Here is a 23,194-nt window from a genome sequence, read left to right on the forward strand (position 1 = left end):
GGAGGGCTAATGGTACCTCTGGCTTCTCCCACGCGCGACCAACTTCTGCAACGCAGGCGACTTTTGCGTCAGCAACGGCGCAAGCGCTTTTGGCAGGGATCCTGGCGCTTGGCCAGCTCGATGGGCGTTCTGACGCTGCTGGTGTTGGGCCTGCAGCAGCCCTACTGGCAAATTCGCCGGCCGGAGCAAATTCAGGTAAAGGGCAGCTACTGGGTCGACCCCGACTGGATCCGGGAGCAACTGCCTCTGACCTATCCAATGAACCTCTGGCAGGTGCAGCCGGCTGTGTTGGAAAGAGCCTTGCTGGCATCCCCGGCCCGCCCTTCTCCCATCGAAAGCGTCCAGGTACAGCGGCGGCTGCTGCCGGTGGGGGTGATCGTCCAGGTGCGGGAACGGCAACTGGTCGCGCGCGCCCGTCGGGGCGACCAGACAGGCTGGGTGGATCGGCAAGGCCATTGGCTGCCCCCCGATCCCTTTCGACGCCACAGCGGATCCTCCCTTTCCTGGCCTGAGCTGGAGTTGCTGGGCTGGGAGAACCACGCGCCCGAGCAATGGGCCTTGTTGCTCGAAGCCCTGCAACAGGCTGAGATCCAGATCGAGACCGTAGATTGGCAGTCGGGAGAGGGAATCACGCTCCACACTGAGCTGGGCAACGTCTATCTGGGGCCGATTTCTGACCGCCTGCCTCTGCAAATTCAAACCCTCAACCAAATGCGGGATCTGCGCCGCCACTGCGAGTGTACACCCGACGAAATTCTCCAGATCGACCTGACCAGCCCCAGCGTACCCACCCTGCAGCTCACCCCTGCCGCCACCCAGAAGCGCTGGAAGCATTGGGAGCAGCGCTAGCCCTGGGATGAGCTTGCTGCCATGAACACAGCGCCGGCGGTGGAGGTCAAACAGTTGTGGGTCGCCTATCCCGGTTGTCCGCCGGTGCTGCAAGGGCTGGATCTACGGGTTGAGGCCGGGCAGCGCCTAGGAATCATTGGCCCCAATGGCGCCGGCAAAACCACCCTGTTCCTGGCCCTCGCTGGCCTGTTGCCCCCCTGTTCCGGCCAGATCACTTTGTTTGGGCAGCCGCTCCAGCCTGGCCAGTTTCGCCCTGAGGTGGGGCTGGTGTTTCAGGATCCCGACGATCAACTGTTTGCCGCCTCGGTGGCCGAGGATGTAGCCTTTGGGCCGCGCAACCTGGGACGTTCTGAGACAGAGGTCGCGGCTGTGGTCCAAGCAACCCTGGCGATGACCGGCACCCTGAATTTGGCCAACTGTCCCCCCCATCATCTCTCCGGCGGTGAAAAACGCATGGTCGCGATCGCCGGGATCCTGGCAATGCAGCCGCAGTTGGTACTCTACGATGAGCCGACTGCCAACCTGGATCTGCGCGCCCGTCGCCGGCTAATCGCCTTTTTGTTGCAAGCAACGCACACCTTTCTGCTCGCTTCCCACGATCTGGAACTCATCCTGGAAGTGTGCGATCGGGTGATCCTCTTAGATCAAGGCCGGATTTGCGCCCAGGGATCCCCGGCCCATCTGATGAGCCAACCCGACCTCATGGAAGCCCATGACTTGGAAGTGCCCCCCTCGCTGCGCCGATAACGGCAAAAGCTGAAAAGATGTCAAGAATTATTTTTGAGTTGATAACAATTTTGTCTCTCTTAATAAAAAGCTATCGTGCTAATTAAAAATATTGATTTTCGTCCAGGATTGAATGGGGATATCATTTTGTTGAGTCGGGGGATCCCTTCTCTGGGGCGTCCTCGTCGATTTTGTATGATCGATTTTGTGCAAGAAAGATGGGGACTTGGCCTGGAGTTGGCAGCTTTGCCCGCCTGAGCGACAGTTGTGGTTAACCCGGATGGCTCCCACAACCTTTTCTGGCCTCCGTCTGATTGAGTCTGAGGTCGGGGGTTGGGCACGGCCTTCTCTCCAGGGGGAGGTCTGTGGTGGCTGGAGTCGGTGTTGCCGAGAAGAGCTGTCCACTGAGGGTTGGGCAGAGGATCTCTTGGATGAGTTCGAGGGAAATTGCAGGATCGAACCCAATAGGCGAGATCAATTTGGAGATCGATTGGCCTTATTGCTGGGTTCGGCAACGTTCAGGAACTGAGTGTTCAAAAGTGGAGAGTTGATATGCCTATTGCAGTCGGAATGATCGAAACCCGCGGGTTCCCGGCAGTAGTGGAAGCTGCCGACGCCATGGTAAAGGCCGCGCGCGTCACCCTAGTGGGTTACGAAAAAATTGGCAGCGGGCGCGTCACCGTGATCGTACGGGGCGATGTCTCCGAGGTGCAGGCCTCGGTGGCCGCTGGCTTGGAGTCTGCCAAACGGGTGAGTGGGGGCGAGATCCTCTCCCACCACATCATCGCCCGTCCCCACGAAAACCTGGAGTTTGTGCTGCCCATCCGCTACACGGAGGCAGTGGAGCAGTTTCGTACCTAACTGAGTAGTTGCACTTAGCCTGGAATTGACCCGATCCAGAAAATCTGGACAGGTTCCAACCCCCTCCACAATTTCAGCGTAAGGAGTCCCTATGGCTATTGCAGTCGGAATGATCGAAACCCTGGGCTTCCCGGCAGTGGTGGAAGCTGCCGACGCCATGGTAAAGGCCGCGCGCGTCACCCTGGTGGGTTATGAAAAAATCAGCAGCGGGCGCGTCACCGTGATCGTACGGGGCGATGTCTCCGAGGTGCAGGCCTCGGTGGCCGCCGGGATCGAGTCGGTGAAGCGGGTCAATGGCGGCCAGTTGCTCTCCTGGCACATCATCGCCCGTCCCCACGAAAACCTAGAGTACGTGTTGCCCATTCGCTACACCGAGGATGTGGCTCAGTTCCGCGAAGGGGTCAACGCCATCCGTCCCTTCACCCGTCCCTAGATGCGTATCGCGATTGTGCGGGGCACTGTTACCAGCACCCAGAAGGATCCCAGCCTGACAGGCGTGAAGTTTCTGGTGGTGCAGTATGTCGATCTCGAGGGCCGACCGCAGCCCGACTACGCTGTAGCTGCCGATCCGGTGGGGGCCGGCGCCGAGGAGTGGGTGCTGGTCAGCCAGGGCAGCGCAGCTCGCCAGCCGCAGGGAAACGAAACCCGTCCGCTGGATGCAGTGGTGATGGCGATCATCGATACCGTCAGCATCGGCGGTCGCTCCCTCTACAACAAGCGCGACCAACGCTAGCTGGGATCCCTCCTTCCTCTCTCTGACGTGTTCTAGAGGCTCACGGTTATGCCTGCTCACACCTATGCTGCGCCGCCAACGCCCTGGTCTCGCCGCCTGGCGGAGCCGACCATCCATCCCTCTGCCTACGTGCATTCCTTTTCCAATCTCATCGGGGATGTGCGCGTGGGCGCCCAGGTGCTGATTGCCCCAGGAACTTCCATCCGTGCGGATGAGGGCTCTCCCTTCTACATTGGCGACGGCTCCAACGTCCAGGATGGGGTGGTAATCCACGGCCTGGAGCAAGGGCGGGTCATTGGGGAAGATGGCCAACCCTACTCCGTGTGGATTGGCAAGAACACCTCCATTGCCCACATGGCCTTGATCCACGGGCCAGCCTATGTGGGCAACAACTGCTTTATCGGCTTCCGCTCCACGGTGTTCAACGCGCGGGTGGGGGATGGCTGCATCGTCATGTTGCACTGCTTGATCCAGGATGTGGAGATCCCGCCGGGCAAGTATGTGCCCTCCGGCTCCATCATCACCACGCAAGCTGAGGCGGATCGGCTGCCCGATGTGCAGGATAGCGATGCCAAGTTTGCCCAACATGTGATCGGCATCAACCAGGCTCTGCTGGAAGGCTATCACTGCAGCGAAAACCTGGTCTGTATTGCTCCCATTCGCAACGAACTTCTGCGGTCGCGCACCTCTAACCCAACGGCTACGGAGACGGCATCCATGACTCATTCCTCCTCTCGCGCCGACGGCCGGAACGGCGGCGGATCCCTTCTCAAGCCGGAGGTGGTGGAGCAAGTTCGCGCCCTGTTGGCCCAAGGCTATCGGGTAGGGCTGGAATATGCCGATGCCCGCCGCTTCCGTACCTCTTCCTGGCAGAGCGAAAGCCCGATCACCAGCACCCGCGAGGCCGAGGTCATGCAATCGCTGGGGGCTATTTTGGCGGAGCACCGCGGCGAATACGTGCGCCTGTTGGGGATCGACCCCAAGGCGAAACGACGGGTGTTGGAGCAGATCATCCAAACCCCGGAGGGGCCGGCGACCGTTTCTGGATCCCCCAGCCACGTCTCGGTTACGGCCCCAGGTTCCGGCGCAGCCAATCCGCGCCCTGACGCCAGCTTGGAGGAGGAGATCCGGGCGCTATTGGCGCAGGGGTATCGCGTCGGCCTGGAGGTGGCCGATGTCCGCCGCTACCGCACCTCTTCCTGGCAGACTTTGGGCAATTGGAGCGGCTCGGCCCAAGAGATCCTGGCGGCTGTGCAGGCGGCCTTGGCCGAACATACGGGAGAGTATGTGCGCCTGCTGGGAATCGATCCCAAGGCCAAACGGCGGGTGCTGGAGAAGGTGATTCAAACGCCCCAGATGAGCAGCAGCGGCGGGACAGCCTCGCCCGCAGAGGGGGGCAAGCTGGGAGGGAGCGCTGCTGGCCTCGACCTGGAGTTACAGGAAGAGGTACATCGGCTGCTGGCCCAGGGCTATCGCATCGGCTACGAATATGCTGACGAGCGCCGCTTCAAAACCTCCTCTTGGCAGACCGGGCCGACCATTCGCGCCAGCCGCGGGTCGGAGGTGTTGGCCGAGCTGACGGCTGCTTTGGCGGAGCACCAAGGCCACTACGTGCGCCTGTTGGGGATCGATCCCAAGGGGAAAAAGCGGGTTTACGAGCGCGTCATTCAAACCCCCGGCGGCAAGTCGCCTGCCCCTGCAGCCCAGGGATCCCCGGCGGCTACTCCTGTTTCCACCGTTCCTGCCAGCACCCGACTCAGCAGCGAGGTGGTGGCACAGGTGCAGCAATTGCTCAGCCAGGGCTACCGCATCGGCACCGAACATGCGGACAAGCGGCGTTTTCGCACCTCCTCTTGGCAGAGCTGCAGCCCTATCGAGGCCACCCAGCTGCCCCAGGTGGTGGCGGCTCTGGAAGCCTGCCTGGAGGAGCATCGCGGCGAGTATGTGCGCCTGCTGGGCATCGACCCCAAAGCCAAACGACGGGTGCTGGAGCAGATCATCCAAACCCCTTGAGGGATCCGCCTGTTCTCTGATCACTGTCGGTTCAAGGTTGGTTTTGATCCGACCTCCTAGCGATGAGGAGCACCTTGGCTTTGCCTCTGCCCACCTCTACAACGCTGCGCTCCTGGCCCAGCCAGAACGGCGAAACTCGCTACTATGTCAGTGGCGAGGTGCAGGTGGAGGCAGGGGCAGGCATTGCAGCGGGAGTGCTGTTGCGGGCCAACCCCGGCTGTCGCATCGAGATCGGGCGAGGCGTCTGTATTGGCATGGGATCCATCCTGCACGCCTGCGGGGGATCCCTCGTCGTGGAGGCGGGGGCCACCTTGGGAATGGGGGTGCTGGTGATCGGGCAGGGCACCATCGGCAAAAACGCCTGTATCGGCTCGGAAACCACGCTGCTCAACTGTTCAGTGCTCAGCCAGGCGGTGATCCCTCCCCGCTCGCTGGTCGGGGATCCCACCTATCCCAGCAGGCAAGAGGCGGAGGTGGGCATGGCTAGCGAAGCAGAGCCCGTGTCGGCGGCGGCCCCGCAAGAGCCGATAGAACCCCCTGAGGAAACCTTGCCTGAGCCGACCCCTCCCTCTCCCCCCGACTCGCCGCTGGCCCAGGTGGAAAAGCAAACCCGTCGTTGGCAGGAGGCGGCTGAGCAAACCCAAGAGAACTCGAGATCCCCTAAGACCCGCAAGCTAAATGGGATCCCGGGCTATTCGGAGCTGGATCGGCTGCTGGGCAAGATCTATCCTTACCGGCAGATCCTATCCTCTGGGGGTGGCCAGTCTTGAGGGCTACACTGGCATAAAGAAGTAGGGTGCTATGTCCACCTCTTTGGGCCTTATTCAGACACGCAGCTTTCCGGTCATTGTGCGCATTGCCGACGCCATGACCAAGTCGGCGGGGGTGACGCTGATCGGCTTTGAGAAGATCTCAGGAGGCTACTGCACGGCAATCGTACGGGGAGGGATTGCCGATGTGCGCATTGCCATCGAGGAGGGGATCGAGGTGGCCCGCCAGTTTGAGCAAGAGGAGATCTCCAGTTTGGTCATTCCACGGCCTTTGCCTAACTTGGAGGCGGTGCTGCCCGTCAGCAGCAAGCTGTCTCAACTGGCACAAAACCGCGGCTACAGCCGCCTCAGCAACTTGGCCGTGGGCCTGCTGGAAACCCGCGGCTTTCCGGCTATGGTAGGGGCCGCCGACACAATGCTGAAAACGGCGGATGTGCAACTGGCCGCCTACGAGACCATTGGCGACGGCCTGTGTACGGCCATCATTCGGGGCACGGTGGCCAACGTGGCCATCGCCATCGATGCCGGCATGTACGAGGCAGAGCGCATCGGCGAGCTGAACGCGGTGGCTGTGATCCCGCGCCCTCTCGACGAACTGGAGCAGGCTCTGCCGGTGGCCAGTTGTTTCGTTGCCCAACCGGTTACCTTGCCGGTGGCTATTCCCCAAGCCCAGGGACAAGAGGTGCGGCGCAGCGATACCGTTGTGGAGCGGATCCCAGTTTATCTGGAGCCGCCGGAAACCCCTTAGGTTTACCTTGCAAGACGGGAAGGCTCGCGCTGTACTCTGCCCCCTCCCGCCGTCTACAGGGGGAGAAGATCTGAGATCACCTCCAGAAAGCCGAGCGGGGCAGAGAGGAAAAATGTTAGGCTACTGGAAGACCTGGGTCCGTGCAGCTCCGACGCCCAAACCGTGTCAGGATCGGAAGATAGCAGCACTACGGGATGCTCTGAGCAGGCGCGTCAACCCGGGTCGCCCTCTTCCAAGTTTTACCTCTGCCCTGGCAGCGCACACCTGTATGGCCGAGACAGACAACCCCCTCGCCAACTTTGCTCAGAAGGCTTTCTACTTCGGCATGGGTTTGGCCGCGGTGGTGGCAGACAATGCTGCAAAGGTGGCCGGGAGAGCCAACAGCCGTCTGCTGGAGCTGCGCAAGCAGGTCCAGGCTTTGGTGGATGAATTGGTGGAGCGGGGGGCGATGACCGCCGAAGAGGCGCGGGCCTACATGGACGCCATCGCTGCCAACGCCAACCGTAGGGGGGGGGAAAGGTCTGCTGGCGCCCCTCGCAAGATCAACATTGACGACATGGGCGACGCTGAAGACAAGACTGGCACTGCCCTTGAACTTTCGGAAGCTGCCCGTTTGCGCCAACAGATTGCTGAGCTACAGGCAGAGTTGGATCGCATCAAGAAGGAAGCGAGGAAGTCCTAGGTTTGGCCCGGGAAAAGTTGGGATCTCTATCTCTTTAATCCTCGTTCACGGGGAACTGGAAGACTCTCCGCAGCGCCCTCAGCCCGATTGCGAACGGCTGCCGCCGAAGTTCCTTGGCCGCAGCGGCGAGTCTAAACAGGCTCGTCCAATTTTTGTTGGAGCGGTTGGCTTGGATCCCTGACTTCTCTCTGAAAATTGGCAGCTCGGGGCGCTTAAGCTTGAGAATCTACCCCAAGCCACCTCAAAATGCCGAACCGCTGACGCGTCCTGGAGGACTCGAACCCCCGACATCCGGTTTTGGAGACCGACGTTCTACCAACTGAACTAAGGACGCAGGAGTAGTAAAGGGTCAGCCCCTTACCTAGTTTACCTAGTGTAGCAGGTATGCCCAAAGCCTTAGAGGGTTTCTTCTTTAGAATCCGTTTTGGCTTTGATGCGAGTGGCCTTGCCCACTCGGTTTCGCAGATAGAACAGCTTGGCCCGCCGCACCTTGCCACGCCGCAACACCTGGATTGAGTCGATGCGCGGCGAGTGAACTAGGAAGACCCGCTCCACTCCAATTCCCTGGAAAATCTTGCGCACCGTGATGGTGCGGTTGCATCCAGAGTGACGCATAGCAATGACCGTGCCTTCAAAGGCCTGCACCCGCTCTTTGCCGCCCTCTTGAATGCGCACCCCCACCCGTACCTGATCGCCAACATGGATCTCTGGCAGATCCGACTTCATGTGGGCCGCTTCGATGGAGCGGATGATCTCTTCGGCGTTGATGCGAGCGTTCATGGCTTTCCCGCGTTATCGGCAGCTAATCAGTGTAGCAATCCCCCCTTTTTTTGTACAGAGCTTGCCAGCCGTCCGAACCCAATGGCCATGCGGGAAACCGCGTTTGCACCCCCTCTCCTTTTTCAATAGGCTGGATACAGAGAAAGCCCTTGTTAAAGGCGAGAGACTTTTGTGATCCTGCGCACCAATGAGCCCCAGACGGGATCCCCAACCCCTGCCAAATCTGCTGACCAACCTCTGCCACAGACCGGATCCCACAACAGAGGACTGCCCATCGGCTGGATCCTTGTGGGGATATTGTTAGCCGGCTTGGGCGGCGGCATTCTCGTTCAGCGTCAGCTCCGGCAACAGACGGCCCAGCGCCTGGAGAGGCTAACGGTGCCCGTGCAGGTGACAGATCTCGCCCAACGCCTGCGGGTGAGCGGCCAGGTGCAGCCGATCCGGCAGGTGAATGTCAGCCCCCGCGAGTCCGGTCGTCTGGCAGAGCTGCTGGTGGATCAGGGAGATGAGGTAGTGGCAGGGCAAGTGTTGGCTCGGATGGATTACGGGGATTTAGCCAGCGGCATTCGCCAAGCCCAAGCCCGCATCCAAGAGCTACAGGCCCGCCTAGCGGAACTGCAAGCTGGCGAGCGACCCCAGGTGATCGCGGCGGCCCAGGCCAGGGTGGATGCGGCGCGGTCGCAAGTGAGGTTGGCCGAAAGGGAATTGGAGCGGATTCAGACCCTGGTGCAGCAGGGGGTGGTGGCCCGTAGCGAGCTGGATCAACGCCTGGCCCGCCTGGAACAGGCGCAGGCGGACTGGCAAGCGGCTCAACAGGAGCTGGAGCGATTGCGGTCAGGTAGCCGCCCAGAAACGCTGCAGCAGATCCAAGCCCAGATTGCCCAAGCGGAGGCAGAGCTGGCCCAGCGGCAATCTCGCCTGGCTGAGGCCGAGATCCGGGCGCCCTTTTCCGGCGTGGTTGTCCAGCGCTTTGCCGAGGTGGGATCCTTTGTAACTCCCACTACCGCAGCTTCCGATGCCACCGCCGCTTCTTCCAGCTCTATCTTGGCGCTGGCCCAGGGGATCGAGGTGCGAGCCGAGGTGCCGGAGGCGCAGATTGCCCAGGTGCGGGTGGGGCAGCCGGTGGAGATCCGCTCCCTGGCCTATCCGGATCGGGTGGTGCAGGGGCGGGTGAAGCGGATTGCCCCTGCCACGGTGGTGGTGCGGGAGGTCACCGTCTTTCGGGTCATGATCGAACCGGAGGCGGGGGCAGACTTTTTGCGCACCGGCATGAACGTCTCGGTGGATTTTATCGGGGAGCGGCAGCCTCAGGCGCTCACGGTGCCCTCGGTGGCCATCTTGCGGGAGCAGGGCCAAGAGGGAGTGATCCTGCTGGATCCGCGAACCCAGCGGCCCGTCTATCGACCGGTGGAAACAGGCCTCACCCAGGGCGGGATCACCCAAGTGCTCTCCGGCTTGCGGGCGGGGGATCGGGTCTTTACGGCGCTGCCGCCGGGGGTGAACCTGGAGACTTTGATCCGACAAGAGCAAAATCGCAGCGAAACCGCTCAAATCAAGCCACACCCATGAGCCTACCGATTGCAGCCCGAATGGCCTGGCAAATGGTGCGCCGCTACCGCCTGCGCACCGGTTTAAGCATGTTAGGGATCCTCATCGGCAACGCCGCCGTCGTGGCCATTGCCGGGTTTGGCCATGCTGCCCAGGAGCTGGCCGTGGATCAGTTCCGTTCTTTGGGCACCAACTTGCTCATTGTCTTTTCTTCCAGCTTGGGCCTGGCGGACGCCAGCAACACCCGTCCCATTACCCTCGACGATCTACGGGCAATTGCCGCGGAAGTGCCCGCTGTGTCGGCAGCCGTCCCCAGTCTTGTGGTCAATGTGCGCGCCGTGCGGGGGGGAGTGGATCGCCGCTATGAGGCCACAGGCACCTGGCCGGAGTATTTGTCGGTGCTGAATTTGGAGATCGAGGAGGGGCGCTTTCTCTTGCCAGCGGATATTGAGGAGCAGCGCCCGGTGGTGGTGCTGGGCAGCGAGGCCGCCCGCGAGCTGTTCGGCTTGGATCCCGCTGCCGCCATCGGGGAGACGGTGCTGCTGAACAACCTGCCCTTCGAGGTAATCGGCACGTTGCGTTCTAAGCCAACGGTGTTTGGCAACAGCGATGCCGGCCTGTTTTTGCCGGTGGATGTGGTGGCCAACCGGTTTGTGGGGCGGCGCTCCCCCTATGGCCTGGAACTGACGGCGATCTTCGTCTCGGCCCGCTCCGAAGCAGATCTGCCGGCTGCCGAGTTCCAGATCCGCAACTTGCTGCGGCAACGGCACCAACTGGTGGGGGAGGATGACTTCGTCGTCCGCAACCAAAAGGTGTTGCTGGACGGGGCGGCCAGGATCTTAACCTTGCTGCGGGTGCTGCTGACCGGCACGGCGGCCCTCTCGCTGCTGGTGGGCGGGGTGGGGATCATGAATGTGATGCTGATCTCGGTGTCGGAACGCACCTCCGAGATCGGGTTGCGCAAGGCGATCGGCGCCGATAGCCGGCAAATTTTGCAGCAGTTTGCCACCGAAGCTATTCTCATTGCCGTCAGCGGGGGCGTGGCCGGGATCCTCCTCAGCAGCGGCCTGCTGGTGGCGCTGCAAGTGTTCACCCCCCTGGCCACCCGCGTGGATGCAGTGGCGGTGGCGGTGTCCTTTTCCCTCTCGACGGGGATCGGGGTGGTTTTCGGCATTTTCCCGGCCCGCCAAGCGGCGCAACTAGATCCCATCGAGGCCCTGCGAGCCTGAGATCTCCCATTCGTAGGATAATGGGGGCTTACAGGTATTGAGTTGCCCGCCGTTCGCTAAGGAGCTTCCCCCTTGGTTAGAGAGCGAGTAGAGGTGATCGTCCCCGCCACCACCGCTAACTTGGGGCCGGGGTTCGATTGCATCGGTGCAGCCCTGGAGCTCTACAACCACTTCCAATTTCGCGAGATTCCCACCGGCCTCAGCATCCACTATCGCGGCAGCGATCACATCAGCCAGAGCAAGGACAACCTGGTGTACCGCGCTTTCTGCCGTGCTTTCGAGCTGCTAAGCAAGCCGGTGCCGGGGGTGGAGATTGAGATCACCCTCAACGTGCCCCTGGCGCGGGGCCTGGGCAGCTCTGCCACTGCCATTGTCGGCGGCCTGTTGGGGGCTAATGCTCTTGGATCGCTGAACCTGGCTCCTGAGACTCTCCTGCAGTTGGCCATTGCCCTTGAAGGCCATCCCGACAACGTGGTGCCCGCCCTCCAGGGCGGCTGTCAACTCTGTGTGCAGGGGCAGCAGGGGCAATGGGTATTTTGCCCGGTGGATTGGCACGAGCGCATCGGCCTAGTGGCGGCGGTGCCTAACTTTAAGCTGTCTACCCAGGCGGCCCGCGAGATCCTGCCCAAGTCCGTCAGCCTGGCGGATGCTGTCTTTTCCGTCAGTCACCTGGGGCTGCTTATCCGCAGCCTGCAGTCGGGGCGGGCGGACTGGCTGAAGGTGGCCTTGCAGGATCGACTGCACCAACCGGCGCGCATGGAGCTGATTACCGGCTTCAAAACCGTCCAGGCAGCGGCTCTGGCTGCCGGGGCCTATGGGGTGGTGATCAGCGGGGCTGGCCCCACGCTTTTAGCCTTCTGCGCCCCGGAGGAGCGAGAACGGGTGGGATGCGCCATGGTCGGCGCCTGGGAGCAACTGGATATCGAAGCAGAGGCCAAACCCCTGAATTTGGATCGACAGGGGGGACGGGTGGTGATCCATTCCCAAATATAGAGGAGGCCCTTGGGTCAAGCTGGTCACCCCGATTACAAAGGGGTCGTGCTTTTAGGCGTATAGGCCTTTCGCAGACTAGGACACCGCCCTCCCACTCAAGTTCCCGACCCTCCTTATCCCTCACCCCTTAACCCCTTTCCCTGCGGGAGAGGGGAGCCAGGAATCCACAGCACAAACCTGTTTGGGATGGGATCCCTTGAGAGGCTGGGCAAAACTTTTTCGGCGTCCCTACCCTGGCAGCAGCAGCAGCAAGGGGGGGAGAAACAGCCAAGCTGCCACAGCCAAAGCCGCCATCGCTGCCACTAACACCGCTCCAGCAGCGCAATCTTTGGCAATTTCTGCCAGCAGGTGATAGCGGCTGCCCAGGGTCAGATCCACCACTGCTTCCAGGGCAGTATTCACCAGCTCCAAGGCCATCACCATCCCGCTGGTCAAGCTGATCAGGGCCATTTCTACGGCGCTCAGCCGCAGGGCCAACCCTAAGACAAAGGCCACTACCGCCATAGCCAGGTGGATGCGAAAGTTGCGCTGGGTGCGGGCGGCGTACAGCAGGCCCTTTCCTGCATAGTAGAAGCTTTTACTTAGGCTAGTGGCCACCTGCCACGAGGGGGGGCGCTGCCAGGGATCCTGCGCCGCGAGGTCAGCCTCGGCTCCCGGGTCTGGTGCCTCGGAGGGATGGGCCGAATCGACCTGCGCTGAAGTGAAAGGGGCTCGCCGTCGCAATGCCGCCAAACGCAGCGGCTGGGGAAAACGGCTAGGGCTGCTGGCCATGGGTCACCTCCAGGTCTTCTTGGATGGCGGCAAGCAGGTGGTGCTGTTGCTGCAGCATGCGCTGTAGGGAAAGCTCATCGGGGTGATCCCATCCCAAGAGATGCAGCAGGCCGTGGCTGGCCAGCCAGGCCAATTCCCGCGACAGCCGCTGCCCCTGGGCTTTTGCCTGCGCGCAAGCGGTGGGTACCGAAATCACGATATCCCCCAGCAGGCGCACCCCTGTTATCTTCTGCAGCTCGACAGGGGTGGACGTCTCCTCGGCGGCAAAGGCCAGGACATCGGTGGGAGCGTCGATGTGGCGAAACTCGCGGTTGAGCTGGCGGATGTGCTCGTCGGAGGTGAGGCAAAGGCTGAGCTCGCAGGGATCCGTCACCCCCAGCTCCCGCAGCCACACCTCAAACCAACGGTGCCAAGTGGCTTCCTCAACTGGGCTGGGGACGTTTAGCTCCAGGTACAGATCCAGGAATCCCTCCATGCAGGCCTCACTCACACCCAAAATTGGCTCGCTGGCCCCATTGAGTACGGAGCGGAACGGCCACCCACGACTTGAGTCGCCCTTGCCAGTGGTACAAACCTTCAATGTACTGTAGCGCTAACATTGCTGGCTGTGCTAGGGTGCCGCTGCGATAGCCATAAAAGACGCCTCCCCAGGCAAATACGCTGCAAACCCTGGAAGGGGGAAGTCAAGGAACCCCATGTAAGGGGAGCGGCGGCCAAGGTGATAGGGAAATCAGACGCAACTCTCGGACTTTCTTTGTCTGAGGGATGTCGGGGGTGCGGCTGGGCAGCGCCCTCCAAAGTTTGCTGCCAGGGTGCTCGGCCATCTCCCCACTCAAGTGCGGGGAGCGTCAACGCGCCCCCTACTCTGGGGGTTCACCCGGAAGTTCGGGCCAGGCTGCGGCGACCCTCTGGCTGGCAAGCTGTTGTAGCGTTTGCCGCAGCCGATTTTCCAGCTCTTGCCGGCAACTGTCTGGATCAACCCCTTGCTGGGAAAGAAGCTCCGCCGGGAAGAGATCCCCGGCGATGCCGACAGCCCAGGCCCCTGCCTGCAGATATTCTGCTGCATTGGCCAAGGTAACCCCCCCAGTTGGGATCAAAGGCAGGGATCCCAGCACCGGTTGCAGATGGCGCAGGTAACGGGATCCGCCAAGGCTTTCTGCCGGAAACACCTTTACTGCCGTTGCCCCGGCCTGCCAGGCCCTCCAGATCTCGCCGGGGGTGAGGGCGCCGGGCACAATGGGCAGCCCTGCTTCCCGACCCCAGCGGATGATGCTCTCGTCCGCAAAGGGGCAAACATAGAATTGGGCTCCCGCCTGCCAAGCCTGCTCTGCCATCTGCCGATTTAAAACCGTGCCCACCCCTACCCAGCAATGCGGGTAGTCTTGCCGCAGTTGGGCAATCAACTCCAGATACCGGGGAACTTGGGGAGTGATCTCAATGTGGCGGATCCCGGCCCGGATGGCCAGGGTGGATCCCTCAAGGGCTTGGGCCGGGCTGGCCGAGAGGCGGATCACCGCGATCAGGGGCTGCTGCCACAAATGGAGTAGCCAGGGGTGCCGCCATCCCTCTCTGAAGCTCTGTTCAGAACCCTCAAACACCATCTGTGGAAAAGCCCTCTCTCATCGATTTCTACCTTGCTTGGGTTGATTTTAAGTTTAATTGCAATTAAAAATAACCAAACAGCCCGACGGTAAAACAATGACAAGCTATAACAAATTTCCTTTTGAGAAGAAGGCTAAAATAGAATAAAGAACAGGCAAAAGTGGTGTTTATAGGGGCAACTGTTTGCGGGTTTGTAGCACTCGTTGGAGCGCTTACTTTTCCCATCCTTTCATGGCGTCGCTGGTCTCTCATTTTAGTAGCTATCTGCAGCCTTGTTAGCTCCTTAACCAACATTGAACTCGGCAGAGGAGAGGAGGAAGCTCCCTCAGGGGAAAGGTGGCGCATGGTAGCCCATCTCTACGAGGTAACTTTCTGGTTGGCATTGATCGTTTTCATCTTACTGGCATGAGGTTTTGCCGGCAGGTGAGCGGCTAGTTTATCGCCATTGTCTGGATGTTGTGTCGAGGTTGCTCTGGCTTGCCGGTTGTTTAGGTTGGGCACCGATTAGACCTGTGGGATCTGGAGATCGATACGAACCTAGCCGCAGTGAGGATCCCTCGCCCCCAGCCCCTCTCTCAAAGGGAGGGGGAAGTCAGGAATTGAAGGAATGAACGGTTTTACTGGTATTGAAAATAACCCAGCCGTTTTGCTTGTATCTTGTAACGATTTGGAGTAACGACAGCGGGCAACAGCGCGATTGGGCTCGATCAGTCCTTGCGAATCTTTGTATTCTTAGGGTCGGTAGGTTGGTTGCCGAGGGTGTGGGGAGTGGTCAAGCTCAGTTGTGGGACACACAGCCTGAAGGCATGGGTGATGGTCGGGTTGCTCGCCCTCCTGGTGCTGGGGGGACTGTGGCGGGTTGCTCCATCTCAGGCGCAGAATCTCCACCAACTGCAACAGCGGCAGCAACAGATCCAGCAACAAATCCGGGGCACCCAGCGACGCCTGGGAGAGCTGCGCCAAGCGGAAGAAGAAGCCCGTCGCCGCATGGGATCCCTGCGGCAAAACATCCAACAGACAGAAGCTAGCCTTCGCGACAACCAATATCGTCTGGAACAGGCCCAGAGGGCGCTAGAGCAAGCGCAGAAGGAGCTCCAAGAGCTGGAAGACCGCCTGAGACGGCAGCAGCAGGGCACGGCCGCCCGCTTGCGCTACATGCAGCGGCAGGGGGCGGAACATTGGTGGGCTTTGCTGCTCACCAGCCGCGACCTCAACGAGTTTTTCGATCGCCGCCACCAGTTGCAATTGCTAATCGAAGCCGACCGGCAGTTGATCCGAGAGCTGCAGGTGATGGCCAAGGAGGTGGATCAGCAGCGGATCGCCCTGGAAGCGCAGCGCAACGAGATTTCTTTAATCTTGCAGGAGCTGGCAGCCCAGAAAAACCAACTGCAGCAGCAGGCTGCCGCCCAAGAGCAACTGGTGGGCCGCCTGGCCAACGAGCGCGCCGCCTATGAAGCAGCCCAACGGCGTTTGGAAGCCGATTCCCAACAGTTGACCATCCTCATCCAGCAACTGATCGCCCAGCAGGCTCAGCAGCGGGGGGGCAGAGATCCGGTTCAGGGGACAGGCCGGTTGATCCCACCAGTGCGCGGGCCAATCACCAGCGGCTTCGGCTGGCGGGTTCACCCCATCTACGGAAGCCGCCGCTTCCATGCGGGGATCGACTTCGGTGTGCCCACCGGCACGCCAGTTCGGGCATCAGACCGGGGCACCGTCATCTACGCCGGCTGGTATGGCGGCTACGGCTACACGGTGATTGTCAACCACGGCGGCGGCATCACCACCCTGTACGCCCACAACAGCCGCGTCGCCGTTGGGGTGGGTCAGCAGGTACAGCGGGGGCAGGCCATTGCCGCTTCCGGCTCCACCGGCCTCTCCACCGGCCCCCACGTTCACTTCGAGGTGCGGGTCAACGGCCAGCCGGTGGATCCCCGCCGCTACCTTTGAAGCAGCGCATCTGTCGGCAACGGCTGCAGGGATCCCGCCTGCAAGATCCACCGCACATCGGCAATGGAGGATAGCTCCTCTGGGTCGTGGGAAACCACCAACACCGTCCAGGTGGATTTCAGCCGGGCCAGCAGCTCGATCAACTGCCGCCGCACCGACCAGTCCAGCCCTGCCGTCGGCTCGTCCAGCAGCAGTAGCAGCGGGCCGCGAATAAGCTGTACCGCCAGGGCCAAGCGCCGTTGTTGTCCGCCACTGAGATGGTTGGGGGAGGTGCACAGAGGGATCCCTTCCAATCCCACCTGTTTGAGAACGTTTTCAATCTCCTTTTGTTGCAGCTCCGGGTGGCCGAAGCGCATTTCCTCTAGCACCGTCAAGCCACAAAAGTGACGCTCCGGGAACTGAAACACCAGCCCCGCCATGCTGCGCAACTGCTGGGGGGAGAGCTCTGTTCCTCCCCAGGCAATCCGCCCGCGCGTGGGCCGCGCCAAGCCGGCCAAAATTTCCAGCAGGGTGCTCTTGCCGGCCCCACTTTTGCCCACGATCAGCCCCAACTGATTCAGGCCCAGCTCAAAGGAGAGATCCCGGAGAATCGGCTGAGGGAGGGTTGCCGGGTGGTAGCAGAGATCCTGAACCTGCAACATGAGCGGCGCCCCTGGGAAAGTTGTCGTTATTTTGGCACTGGAAAGCTCTGCCGGACAGCTACAACCATTCTTCTAGGCGCCCCAACTGATCCCGAAAGCCATAGGTGAGTTCGCGGTACCACTCCCGCAGCTCCAGTTGATCTACAGCTCGCCGCAAAGCCTCTTGGGAGCGCTCGATGGGGCGCAGAGCCGCAGACGGGATCCCTTCTTGAGCAGCCCATTGTTCAAACAGAGCCAGCTCCGTTTGCAAGTAGAGAATGAGGTTGGCCACATCCTGCGGGTGGGGGTAGCGGGTGGCATCTGGCATAAGACATCTCACCAGGGGAACTAGCTCCATTCTGGCCAAGAATCTGTCCCGCTGCCGCCTGAGGGCCCTATCCCCTCTCGCCTGCTTCTGTACTCTGGGCCGCAAAACGCAGATAATGCGGTGGGAAATGTTCACTGCCGTCGAGGGATCCATGAGCCAAAAGCTGCTGTTTGTGTGCCTGGGCAACATCTGCCGTTCTCCCGCTGCCGAAGGGATCACCAACCACCTGCTGCAGAGCAGCGGCCATGAGGGGGACATCCTCTGCGATTCGGCAGGTACAGCCGCCTACCACCTCGGCAGTCCCCCAGATCGCCGCATGCGACAAGTTGCCCAGCGCTATGGACTGGAGCTGCACGGCCAAGCCCGGCAAATTCATCCTTTGGATCTGCGGGAGTTCGACCTGATCCTGGCCATGGATCGGCAAAATTACCGCGATATCCTCAGCCTCGATCCCCAGAGAAGATATGCCGACAAGGTACGCCTAATCTGTAGCTACTGTCGTTCTCACACCGATGAAGAAGTTCCGGATCCCTACTACGGGGGCGAGGCAGGGTTTCACTACGTGATCGAGCTGCTCTGGGACGCCTGCAGCGGCCTGCTGGAATCCCTGATCCCTGGGATCCAATGCCCGCCGCTGCCCAGCCGCACCTGAAAGTCATCGATCAAGAAAACAACTACCACCTGAGCAGGTTAAAGCTCTCCATGTCGATGGTGGCGCGGTTGCGGTAGATCCCCAACACAATGGCCAAGCCCACTGCCGCCTCGGCAGCCGCCACGGTGATGACAAATACCGAAAACACTTGGCCGCGAATCAAGCCCGAGTCGACAAAGTTGGAGAAAGCCATAAAGTTCAGGTTGACGGCGTTGAGCATCAGCTCAATCGACATCAACACCCGAATGGCGTTGCGACTGACGATCAAGCCGTAGATGCCGATGCAGAAAAGAATTGCCGCGACCACCAAGAAAAACTGCAGTTGCAACATCACAAGAGGCTCCACTGGATACAGATGAGAGGGGCATCAGGAAAACGCTGGGCTGTATGGCCGAGAGCAGGCAGCTTCAACGCGTGCTCACCAGCTCTGCTGGGCGTTCCGACTCCGATTCAAGCTGTGGCCGGGCCCGCTCCAGCAAGCTGAGATCCCCTTCTTGGGCTTGGGGAACGACAAACTCTCGACGCGCCAGCACAATGGCCCCGATCAACGCCATCAGCAGCAAAACAGAAGCCAACTCGAACGGCAACAGATAGTCGCTAAAGAAATGCCCACCCATCACCAAAGCACTGCTCGTGGGCTGGATCGGCTCCAACTGCCAGGGGGTATTCAGGGCCATTGCCGTCAGGAGGGCAAACAGCCCCAAACACACCGCCGCTGTCACTCCATTGCGCAGCCAGCCCAGCTTCAGAGGGGCAAAGGTGTAGCGCCGGTTCACCAGCATGATGGCGAACAGGATCAGCACGTTGACGGCGCCGACGTAGATCAACACCTGAGCTGCAGCCACAAAATCGGCATTCAAGAGAAGGTACAGCCCAGCTATGCTCAGGAAAACGCCCCCCAAGAGAAAGCCGGAATAGACGATGTTAGGGGCCCAAACCACTCCCAGGGCAAAGCCAATGGCCATTGCCGAGAGCACCCCAAAGCTAACCAGTTGTACGCCTTCTGCAAGGGTCATGGGATCTTCTCTATCGCTGCTCCCTTACCACTGTACTGCCCTGGCGGATTTAAGAGAAGCCCGACTCCTTTTTCAGATCGATAGAGAAATCTCTAGAGTTGGGTCTCACCAACTGCCGCCCGCTCCGCCACCTCCGCTGCTACCGCCACCGAAGTCTGAATCTCCACCTGAATCTCCACCGAAGTCTGAATCTGTGTCTGTGTCGCTGAGCTCGGGGATGACCACCTCTCGCTCGCTGCGGTACCCGCAGATAGGACAGCTCAGGATTTCCAGCTTCAAGCCGCTAGAGGAATAGGTGGCTTCCCTGAGAACCTGGGTGGTGAGGTCGAGGGTGAGAGCTTGACACCGGGGGCAATAGAGGTGGCGATAAAATGCATTCTCGCGAACAACCACAGCTGCCCCCTGACAGCTAGGGCAAAACCAGCCGTAGTAGCTGGCTCTGCCCCGGCTTTTGGCTAAGCGATCTCCCGGGGAGAGGCACGTATCGAGAACTTGCGCCTGGATGGGGCGCATGGGTCGACCGCAGCTTTGGCAGACCACGGGCTGAAAGGGGATCCCCCGCTTCTGGCACAGGGTGCCGTCGGTCACCACAGCCGCCAGGAGGGGCAGCGTCAGCACCAGCCAGTTGCCACTGGCCGACATCAGGAAGAGGCCAAGGCAAAGGGAGCCGGAATAGAGAAACAGTCGAATGGGATCGCTCTGGAGCGAAGAGAGAGCAGCCGCCTCTTGAGTTCGACGGGTCAGGGGGATAGCTCGTCTTGTCCCTCGCTCGGCCTTTAGGTAGACCGGCAAGCGGGAGCGCTGCCACCCCACCCCTAGGATGATGATCCCCAATAGCAGCAGGATCCCTTCCAGGGAGCTTTGGGCAACAGCCAGGGATCCCGCTCCAACCGCTTGAGGAACGGTTGCAGGGGAAAGAGAGGTGGAAGCCTGCTGCCCCTGCAGGGCTGAGGCCAACTGCCGTACTCCCGCTAGGGTGCCGCCGTCGAAGTCTCCGGCGCGAAACCTGGGCAGGATTTGCTGGTCGATAATCTGCTGAACCTGGCTGTCGGGGAGGAGGGTGGTCAAGCCTCTGCCTGTCTCAATCTCTATCCGCCGATCTCCTACCGAGACGAGGAACAACACGCCGTTGTTGCGGCCAGCCTTGCCAATGCCCCAGTAGTTGAATAGTTGCGTAGTGAACGCTTTCGGTGTGGCATATCCCTGGGTATTGGGTACCGTAACCACCGCCATCTCGGCACCGGTGCGCTGCTCAAGCTGGGTGATAAGGCGGTTCAGCTCGTTTTCAGTGCTACTGCTGAGGATATTGGCGGTGTCGGAAACCCACCCTCCATACTGACGGCGGGGGTTGGGCACTTGTTCAAGGGTAATGGCCCAAGCGGGCTGCGGCAGTAAGAAAATGCCTAGCAAAACTGCCGCCCAAACTTTTGGCATGGCTTACCTGGCTGAGCGCTGCCTTGGTTTTAGCACAGCTATTGGGGATGGAGAGGGTAGCAGTCTCTTGCTGCTTTGCCTTTGGTGTTTGTCGACACAAAAAATAGCGCTGGGACGAGTCTTGGCTTTCCTCTTTTCGCAGGGGAAAGAGGCTAGAGCTCTAAGCAAGGGAAAATCTTCTTCGGTCTAGCTGCAAAGCCTTCCGGATTTTTCTGCACAACTCTTTTTCAGCAAGAGTCAAGCTATTTCTTGCTCCCTCGATGGTTGATTAGAAACCAGAAACTAAGCCAGCAGTGCGGGCCAGGCTTCTTCTTGCCATTCCACCTCAAAGCACTCCTGGGCCATGCGGAGAAAATGCTCAATCAACTCAGGGATCCCCGGCGCTGTTGGGCAAAGGTCGTACACGCCAATCACTTGCGATCCGGGCAGGTACCGTTCCCACAGCTCGGGATTGGGCCGCAACAGGAGGGATCCCTGTTGCAGGATCCCCCAGGGTTGCCACAGTTGGGCGTTGCCCATCAGCTTTTTGCGCTGCCAGCTTAGATCGGCACGGGTACGGGCGGCAAAGCAACTGATTTTGTTGCGGTAGCCCCGATCCTGGCCACCTTGGCCGCGGACAGAAGCGGGAGCATCCACCTCAATGCCCAGCGCCGCCAGCCCCTCTACCCAAAAACGGCAGCAGAAGTCGTACACCTGGGCTCGCCGCAAATTGGGCAGCCGAGCTTGGAGGTAAGAGAGGGGCAACACCAAGCTGTAGGTCAGCTCTGCTGCATCTTCCGCCGCCTGGTGCAACACCGCCCGTCCTCCGGTGGGCCGGCGCACCATCGGGATCCCTGGCGGCAGATCTGGCCAGGCCTGGTGACGTCCCAGAGAGAGGGTAAGCCGATCCCAGCCGTAAAAGCGCAAACAGGGCCTGGGATCCTGGCGCAGCCGCTGCAAAAGCCAAAAGTCCTGCTCCATCTGCCAGCCGCCAGCGGCCACGCGATAGGGCAGCCAAGAGCCCTGGGATCCCATCAAGCTTTGGGAAACTCAGCCTGGAGCTGCTCATCGTACTCATCGGCCAAGCTGGCCACAAGGGTGATGGCGCGCGAGATCTCGCCAGCGCTGAGCCCTTCCAGAGTGCGGTGGTGGTTTAGCACCACTTGGTTGTTCCAGATGCAAAAACGGGCTTCCAGAGTTTCGCTCCAGTTTTTCTCCAGCAGCTTCTGCATGAGCTTAGCCGGCTCCGCCACCGGCAGAGAGAGCACGGGAGACCACACCAACAGGGTATCTTCGGGGGATTCGCCGCTCAGGTGGACGAACACTTCCACGCTGCCGTAGGTGAATTTCCAGGTGTGGCCCTGCTCGTGGTTCTCGTAGGCGGCATCTTCTTTGAGGCTGGAAACTACTGCTGAGACAACTTCAACGTAGCGAGGGGGCTCTTCCATCAGGCCTGGAAAACCTTCTGGAGAACGGTCGATGAGCGGCTCGCTGTAGACCATGGTCTTTCCCCTACTCCCTGTCTAACCACCTTAACTATACTGCCTAGCCCTCCCACCTACCTGCCATGCTGCCGGATCCGGCTCAGGCCAGAATAGAACTGTTCGCGGTTGGGAAGGTTACCTATGCCCCAGCCTGACGTTCAAGGACGCACCCTCGCTTATGAGGCGGGCGCCAACCTGCGCCAGGTGCTGCTGCAAGCCGGGATCCCGCTCTACAACCCGCCGGCTCCTATCCTCAACTGCCGCGGTCTGGGCACCTGTGCCGTACAAATCGAAGGGGCTGTTTCCCCTATGGGCTGGCGAGAACGGGCCCGCCTGTCTTTGCCACCCCACCAACTCCCGTCCACGGCGGCGGCCCAGGACGGCAACGGGCTGCGCTTGGCCTGTCAGGTGCAGGTGCTGGGAGATCTCAAAGTCACCAAATGGCCAGGCCTGTGGGGACAGCGGATCCCGCCCGCCTCTCAAACCTGAGGATTCTCAAAAACCTAAGGGAAGCCCTATGGAAACTCCATCCCACCCCTCCCAAAAGGCTGTCGGCATTTTGGGGGCCCTGCCGGAAGAAGTGGCCATGCTCACCCAAGCAATGGAGATCAACTCTGTCCATACCCATCTGGGGCGGCAGTTCCATCAGGGATCCCTGGCCGGACAGCCGGTGGTGGTAGTTCAAGGGGGGGTGGGCAAGGTGCGAGCGGCAACTACGGCAGCCCTGTTGGTGGCCCACTTCCCTTTGCGGGGCATTATCTTTACCGGCGTGGCCGGCGCCTTGGCCGATCACCTGCAGATGGGGGATGTGGTGCTGGCCCATGCCGCCATCGAGCACGATTTCGGCACCGGACGGCCCGAAGGCTTTGTCTTGGGGATCGACTTTATCCCTGAGTTGCGCCATCCTCTAGCGGAGGCCGATAGTGCCCTTTACGACCTGATCGTGGCCCAAGGGGAGCGGATCCCTCTTCACCCGCTGCAGGGGCGGCAGCCGGTCATCCACCAAGGCCTGGTGGCCACGGGCGATGTATTTGTGGCCGACGCCAAGCTCCGGCATCAAATTCGCGAGCGCACCGGAGCCCTGGTCGTGGAAATGGAAGGAGCGGCGGTGGTACGGGTGGCGCAAGAAGCTGGGATCCCTTGTCTGCTGGTCCGATCGGTTAGCGACATAGGGAGCGATACCGATTTCCTAACTTTTTTTCAGACAGCGGCTCTCAACTCGGCAGCGGTGGTTCACAGCGTTCTACAGAGCTTGCCTCCCCCTCCTTAGAAAAACGCAGCGCGGCTAGCCGTGGGGAGGAAGCGACGCCTGCCAACAGAGGTCAGATTACTCCCTGTCTGTAAGCTAGCTCCTGCCCCGGCGCGGGCGGCCAAGGTGACATCCTCTCCCGCTAAGCCCTGACGGGCTGTAGACGGGAGCTTCCGAGAA

Annotated in this window: 27 protein-coding genes, 1 tRNA gene and 1 other RNA gene; 17 read left to right on the forward strand and 12 right to left on the reverse strand. The window is 60.8% G+C overall.

Annotated elements, in window-relative coordinates; genetic code table 11:
* Positions 1-9 precede the first annotated feature (9 nt).
* The 10 genes from NW855_RS05575 (at position 10) to NW855_RS05620 (ending at position 7,382) form a co-directional block, all read left to right on the forward strand.
* A complete protein-coding gene (locus NW855_RS05575) occupies positions 10-849 on the forward strand; it encodes a cell division protein FtsQ/DivIB (protein WP_011430447.1) in 840 nt (279 codons plus the stop codon).
* A 21-nt stretch (positions 850-870) separates the two neighbouring features.
* A complete protein-coding gene (locus NW855_RS05580; RefSeq protein ID WP_011430448.1) occupies positions 871-1,596 on the forward strand; it encodes an energy-coupling factor ABC transporter ATP-binding protein in 726 nt (241 codons plus the stop codon).
* A 531-nt stretch (positions 1,597-2,127) separates the two neighbouring features.
* Complete coding sequence (locus NW855_RS05585; protein ID WP_011430450.1) at positions 2,128-2,436, forward strand: carbon dioxide-concentrating mechanism protein CcmK; 309 nt, start codon at positions 2,128-2,130, stop codon at positions 2,434-2,436.
* Between the two features lie 91 nt (positions 2,437-2,527).
* Positions 2,528-2,869: a carbon dioxide-concentrating mechanism protein CcmK gene (locus tag NW855_RS05590; protein ID WP_011430451.1), complete on the forward strand. Its 342-nt coding sequence runs from the start codon at positions 2,528-2,530 to the stop codon at positions 2,867-2,869.
* Complete coding sequence (locus NW855_RS05595; protein WP_011430452.1) at positions 2,870-3,169, forward strand: EutN/CcmL family microcompartment protein; 300 nt, start codon at positions 2,870-2,872, stop codon at positions 3,167-3,169. It abuts the gene before it with no gap.
* 48 nt (positions 3,170-3,217) lie between these two features.
* Entirely contained in the window at positions 3,218-5,182 is a 1,965-nt protein-coding gene (locus NW855_RS05600) for a ribulose bisphosphate carboxylase small subunit (protein ID WP_414508509.1), read from the forward strand.
* A gap of 74 nt (positions 5,183-5,256) precedes the next feature.
* On the forward strand, positions 5,257-5,952 hold the full coding sequence (locus NW855_RS05605) for a hypothetical protein (RefSeq protein ID WP_228375217.1): 696 nt from the start codon (positions 5,257-5,259) through the stop codon (positions 5,950-5,952).
* Between the two features lie 31 nt (positions 5,953-5,983).
* Entirely contained in the window at positions 5,984-6,700 is a 717-nt protein-coding gene (locus tag NW855_RS05610; RefSeq protein ID WP_099812055.1) for a BMC domain-containing protein, read from the forward strand.
* A 129-nt stretch (positions 6,701-6,829) separates the two neighbouring features.
* Positions 6,830-6,927: signal recognition particle sRNA small type (ffs, locus tag NW855_RS05615), an RNA gene on the forward strand.
* Positions 6,928-6,968: 41 nt separating this feature from the next.
* A complete protein-coding gene (locus NW855_RS05620) occupies positions 6,969-7,382 on the forward strand; it encodes a hypothetical protein (protein WP_011430456.1) in 414 nt (137 codons plus the stop codon).
* A gap of 261 nt (positions 7,383-7,643) precedes the next feature.
* Here NW855_RS05620 and NW855_RS05625 read toward each other — a convergent pair.
* A tRNA-Trp gene (locus tag NW855_RS05625) sits at positions 7,644-7,716 on the reverse strand.
* A 62-nt stretch (positions 7,717-7,778) separates the two neighbouring features.
* A complete protein-coding gene (gene rplS / locus NW855_RS05630; RefSeq protein WP_011430457.1) occupies positions 7,779-8,162 on the reverse strand; it encodes a 50S ribosomal protein L19 in 384 nt (127 codons plus the stop codon).
* 171 nt (positions 8,163-8,333) lie between these two features.
* Here rplS and NW855_RS05635 point away from each other — a divergent pair, with 171 nt between their 5' ends.
* The 3 genes from NW855_RS05635 (at position 8,334) to thrB (ending at position 11,932) form a co-directional block, all read left to right on the forward strand.
* Positions 8,334-9,731, forward strand: coding sequence for an efflux RND transporter periplasmic adaptor subunit (locus NW855_RS05635; RefSeq protein WP_011430458.1), 1,398 nt, complete (start codon positions 8,334-8,336; stop codon positions 9,729-9,731).
* Positions 9,728-10,939 carry an ABC transporter permease gene (locus tag NW855_RS05640; RefSeq protein ID WP_011430459.1) on the forward strand — a complete coding sequence of 404 codons (1,212 nt, stop codon included), beginning with the start codon at positions 9,728-9,730 and terminating at the stop codon, positions 10,937-10,939. Before NW855_RS05635 ends, NW855_RS05640 begins: the two co-directional genes overlap by 4 nt.
* Positions 10,940-11,011: 72 nt before the next feature.
* Entirely contained in the window at positions 11,012-11,932 is a 921-nt protein-coding gene (gene thrB / locus NW855_RS05645; RefSeq protein ID WP_011430460.1) for a homoserine kinase, read from the forward strand.
* Between the two features lie 228 nt (positions 11,933-12,160).
* On the opposite strand, the gene NW855_RS05650 is transcribed toward thrB, so the two are convergent.
* From NW855_RS05650 to NW855_RS05660, 3 genes are all read right to left on the reverse strand, one after another.
* Positions 12,161-12,703: a diacylglycerol kinase family protein gene (locus NW855_RS05650; RefSeq protein ID WP_099812054.1), complete on the reverse strand. Its 543-nt coding sequence runs from the start codon at positions 12,701-12,703 to the stop codon at positions 12,161-12,163.
* Positions 12,687-13,178 (reverse strand): rRNA maturation RNase YbeY, encoded by a 492-nt coding sequence (gene ybeY, locus NW855_RS05655; protein ID WP_041438372.1) that lies wholly within the window; start codon positions 13,176-13,178, stop codon positions 12,687-12,689. The genes NW855_RS05650 and ybeY overlap by 17 nt, the downstream gene beginning before the upstream one ends.
* 385 nt (positions 13,179-13,563) lie before the next feature.
* On the reverse strand, positions 13,564-14,304 hold the full coding sequence (locus tag NW855_RS05660) for a bifunctional 4-hydroxy-2-oxoglutarate aldolase/2-dehydro-3-deoxy-phosphogluconate aldolase (RefSeq protein WP_011430463.1): 741 nt from the start codon (positions 14,302-14,304) through the stop codon (positions 13,564-13,566).
* A gap of 814 nt (positions 14,305-15,118) precedes the next feature.
* On the opposite strand from NW855_RS05660, the gene NW855_RS05665 reads away from it, so the two are divergent.
* A complete protein-coding gene (locus NW855_RS05665) occupies positions 15,119-16,252 on the forward strand; it encodes a murein hydrolase activator EnvC family protein (RefSeq protein WP_071813517.1) in 1,134 nt (377 codons plus the stop codon).
* On the opposite strand, the gene NW855_RS05670 is transcribed toward NW855_RS05665, so the two are convergent.
* A complete protein-coding gene (locus NW855_RS05670) occupies positions 16,243-16,893 on the reverse strand; it encodes an ABC transporter ATP-binding protein (RefSeq protein WP_011430465.1) in 651 nt (216 codons plus the stop codon). The genes NW855_RS05665 and NW855_RS05670 overlap by 10 nt on opposite strands.
* A 58-nt stretch (positions 16,894-16,951) precedes the next feature.
* Positions 16,952-17,200 carry a hypothetical protein gene (locus NW855_RS05675; protein WP_011430466.1) on the reverse strand — a complete coding sequence of 83 codons (249 nt, stop codon included), beginning with the start codon at positions 17,198-17,200 and terminating at the stop codon, positions 16,952-16,954.
* A 151-nt stretch (positions 17,201-17,351) separates the two neighbouring features.
* Between NW855_RS05675 and NW855_RS05680 the strand changes: the two genes are divergently transcribed.
* The gene (locus NW855_RS05680; RefSeq protein WP_011430467.1) at positions 17,352-17,852 is read left to right on the forward strand and encodes a low molecular weight protein-tyrosine-phosphatase; all 501 of its coding nucleotides are present in this window, start codon (positions 17,352-17,354) and stop codon (positions 17,850-17,852) included.
* Between the two features lie 22 nt (positions 17,853-17,874).
* Here NW855_RS05680 and nuoK read toward each other — a convergent pair whose 3' ends face one another.
* From nuoK to NW855_RS05705, 5 genes are all read right to left on the reverse strand, one after another.
* A complete protein-coding gene (gene nuoK, locus NW855_RS05685) occupies positions 17,875-18,180 on the reverse strand; it encodes an NADH-quinone oxidoreductase subunit NuoK (protein ID WP_041439067.1) in 306 nt (101 codons plus the stop codon).
* A gap of 79 nt (positions 18,181-18,259) precedes the next feature.
* Positions 18,260-18,868, reverse strand: coding sequence for an NADH-quinone oxidoreductase subunit J (locus tag NW855_RS05690; protein ID WP_414347733.1), 609 nt, complete (start codon positions 18,866-18,868; stop codon positions 18,260-18,262).
* Between the two features lie 105 nt (positions 18,869-18,973).
* A complete protein-coding gene (locus NW855_RS05695) occupies positions 18,974-20,302 on the reverse strand; it encodes a TPM domain-containing protein (RefSeq protein ID WP_414508510.1) in 1,329 nt (442 codons plus the stop codon).
* Positions 20,303-20,584: 282 nt separating this feature from the next.
* A complete protein-coding gene (locus NW855_RS05700; RefSeq protein WP_099883913.1) occupies positions 20,585-21,316 on the reverse strand; it encodes a lipoyl protein ligase domain-containing protein in 732 nt (243 codons plus the stop codon).
* Positions 21,316-21,783, reverse strand: coding sequence for a YbjN domain-containing protein (locus NW855_RS05705; RefSeq protein ID WP_011430472.1), 468 nt, complete (start codon positions 21,781-21,783; stop codon positions 21,316-21,318). The genes NW855_RS05700 and NW855_RS05705 overlap by 1 nt, the downstream gene beginning before the upstream one ends.
* Before the next feature lie 123 nt (positions 21,784-21,906).
* Between NW855_RS05705 and NW855_RS05710 the strand changes: the two genes are divergently transcribed.
* Both NW855_RS05710 and NW855_RS05715 read left to right on the forward strand, forming a co-directional pair.
* Positions 21,907-22,254, forward strand: a complete 348-nt coding sequence (locus NW855_RS05710) for a (2Fe-2S)-binding protein (RefSeq protein WP_099812050.1) — start codon at positions 21,907-21,909, stop codon at positions 22,252-22,254.
* Positions 22,255-22,282: 28 nt separating this feature from the next.
* On the forward strand, positions 22,283-23,035 hold the full coding sequence (locus NW855_RS05715; protein ID WP_099812049.1) for a 5'-methylthioadenosine/adenosylhomocysteine nucleosidase: 753 nt from the start codon (positions 22,283-22,285) through the stop codon (positions 23,033-23,035).
* The last annotated feature ends 159 nt before the right edge of the window (positions 23,036-23,194 follow it).

The sequence above is a fragment of the Synechococcus sp. RC10B2 genome (genome assembly GCF_047502635.1).